2 protein-coding genes are annotated in these 2,040 nt (G+C 26.6%); both read left to right on the top strand.

What is annotated here, in order from left to right; genetic code table 11:
* The coding region (locus CRU95_RS16070; RefSeq protein WP_258238747.1) for a methyl-accepting chemotaxis protein at positions 1-823 on the top strand (823 nt) is incomplete at its 5' end.
* Positions 824-1,011: 188 nt separating this feature from the next.
* Complete coding sequence (locus CRU95_RS16065) at positions 1,012-2,037, top strand: MCP four helix bundle domain-containing protein (RefSeq protein ID WP_129102119.1); 1,026 nt, start codon at positions 1,012-1,014, stop codon at positions 2,035-2,037.
* Positions 2,038-2,040 lie beyond the last annotated feature (3 nt).

Raw genomic sequence — 2,040 nt, 5'->3', positions numbered from 1 at the left:
TGAAGCAGCAAGCTCATTAGAAGAAACAGCCGCAGCCTTAGAAGAAATCACAAGTAATATTAGAAGTAACACAGAAAATATAGCAAAAATGTCTTCACTATCATTAGGAGTAACAGAAGCAGCAAATGCAGGTGAAGCCTTAGCAAATGACACTACCTTGGCTATGGAAGAGATAAATGCTCAAGTAACAGCAATAAAAGAAGCAATCACAGTAATAGATCAAATAGCTTTCCAAACAAATATTCTAAGTCTAAATGCAGCAGTAGAAGCAGCAACAGCAGGAGAAGCAGGGAAAGGATTTGCAGTAGTTGCAGGAGAAGTGCGAAATCTAGCTTCAAGAAGTGCAGAAGCAGCAAGTGAGATAAAATCATTAGTAGAAAATGCTACAAATAAAGCAAATGATGGGAAAAATATAGCAGGTGAAATGATAAAAGGATATAAAGCATTAAATAGTAATATCTTAGAATCAACAAACCTAATTACAGATATAGAAAGTGCTTCAAAAGAGCAACTATCAGGAATAGAACAAATCAATGATGCAGTAAATGAATTAGATCAACAAACTCAACAAAATGCAATGGTAGCATCTGAAACACAAGATATAGCAATCTTAACAGATCAAATTGCAAAATTAATAGTAAGTGATGCAAATACAAAAGAGTTTAAAGGTAAAGATAGTGTAAAAGCTAAATCAACTGAAAATAAACAAAATGTTACTTCATCCCTTGAAAAAGAAGTAAAAAAACCTGAAAGGAAAAAAGAAGTAAAGTATGAAGTGATAAAATCAAATAAAGACAATAATGATGAATGGGAGAGCTTTTAAGCTCTTCTGTTTTAATTTTTGTATATAAAAATAGAAAAGACAATGAATAAAATTATAATCATTTTGTGTAAAAAAATCATTAAATAAATTACTTTTAAATTTAAGTGTTTGAAATACTTATAATATCACTACTTTTATGCTAATATATTATTATTAGATATGATAAATAATAGTTAAAAGGAAATAATATGTTTAAAAATATGACTATTAAGATGAAGTTAATAGCTTCATTTATCACAATTGTGATTTTAATTGTTTGTTTGGCCGTATATAGCATATATTCAATTAATGAATCAGCTGATGGATTTACATCATATAGGGCAATGGCAAAAGATACTGTTCTCTCTACACGAATAGAAGGAAATGTTTTAGATGCAAGAATTAGTGTCATTAAATACTTAAATGCAGACTCTCAAAAAAATATAGATGACTTTGAAAAATCTTATAAAAAGATATTCAATATTATTGATATAGCAAAAAAAGAGATAATACAACCAAATCGTGCTTCTAAAATAGTAGAAATACAGAAGAATTTAATTACATATAAAGAGGGTTTTTCTAAAGTAATAAAATATACAAAAGATAAAGATAAAATTTTAACTACTATTTTAAATGTAAATGGTAAAAAAATTGAAGTTATTTTATCATCTATTTTTAATGTAACAAAAAATGAGCAAGATCATGAAGCTTCATATATTACAGGAAATGCAATTAGAAGTTTTTTATTAGCAAGACTTTATACAATGAAGTTTTTAGACACAGAGTCTAAAGATGCATATGATAGAGTAGAAAGTGAATTTAATATTTTATCTAATAATTTAATGAGACTAAAAAGTACTATAAAAAATAGTAATAGAATAACTCAACTTAATGAATTACTTGATTTAATACAAATATATACTAAGGGAGTTAAAGAGGTATATGATGATACTCTTAAAAAAAGAGAAATAGTTGAAGAAAAGATAAATGTTATTGGTCCTAAAATTGCAGATTTAAGTGAAGAAGTTAAATTATCAATTAGGGCAGAACAAGATTTAATCGGACCAGCTGTCCAAAAATTAAATTCAAATATAAAATTATTAATTACAATCATATCTATAATAATATTAACTTTAGCAATTTTCCTAGCAATAGCGTTACCAAGAAATATAGCTAACTTATTAAATACATTCCAAGAAGGCTTAATAGACTTTTTTAAATACTTAAATAGATAGATA

This window comes from Arcobacter sp. F2176, from assembly GCF_004116465.1.
Classification (GTDB): domain Bacteria; phylum Campylobacterota; class Campylobacteria; order Campylobacterales; family Arcobacteraceae; genus Arcobacter; species Arcobacter siniprincipis.
The sequence above is the reverse complement of the archived record's forward strand: the minus strand, read 5'-3'. Positions and strand labels throughout refer to the sequence as shown.

Excerpts from the sequence above, each read along its gene's own strand:
- CRU95_RS16065 (WP_129102119.1), top strand. The coding sequence starts at position 1,012 with ATGTTTAAAAATATGACTATTAAGATGAAGTTAATAGCTTCATTTATC.